The 485-nt window shown below is 49.3% G+C and carries 1 protein-coding gene; it reads right to left on the reverse strand.

Annotation, left to right across the window (positions count from 1 at the left end):
• Positions 1-46 precede the first annotated feature (46 nt).
• Positions 47-253, reverse strand: a complete 207-nt coding sequence (locus tag ATO11_RS21065) for an Abi family protein (protein ID WP_050532873.1) — start codon at positions 251-253, stop codon at positions 47-49.
• Between the last annotated feature and the right edge of the window lie 232 nt (positions 254-485).

Genomic DNA, 485 nt, shown 5'->3' on the forward strand with positions numbered 1-485 from the left:
GCTGCTACCATGGAACTACGCTAAAACCGTGTGATCGGCGCACCGCTTACAACAGAAGGCGCAGTTTACGGTCAAAAACGTACCTATCGAGGATCGTTGCGAACGCAACAGGTTCGCGGAAGTCGTGACGGTCATATTCTTCGCCGCCTTTCTGAAACGGTAGAGTGTAACCGCACAAGCGATAGTAGCCGATCTGGTGCAGGTAGTGTTTGGCCTCGTCTTCGTTTTCTACGGTGAGGCCGCGCTCGATCATCTTGGCCAACTGGTCGTCTACGGTCTGCGCTGGTTTTTCGAACTTCTTACGAATGACTAAACCCTAGAAAAAGAAAACCCGCCCAGAGGCGCATCGTTGAGAGGCGGGGCAGGTGTTATTGCCCCCTATGTGCCGTTGATGTTCTAACAAATCAATAATGCAACGTCAAAATTGAAGAATGGAGGATTAAAACAACGGAAAACTCCGTTGTTTTAATCCTCCATTCTTCAAT

Origin of the sequence: Pseudaestuariivita atlantica (assembly GCF_001205715.1) — a bacterium.
Lineage (GTDB): Bacteria > Pseudomonadota > Alphaproteobacteria > Rhodobacterales > Rhodobacteraceae > Pseudaestuariivita > Pseudaestuariivita atlantica.

Excerpts from the sequence above, each read along its gene's own strand:
- ATO11_RS21065 (WP_050532873.1), bottom strand. The coding sequence starts at position 253 with ATGATCGAGCGCGGCCTCACCGTAGAAAACGAAGACGAGGCCAAACAC.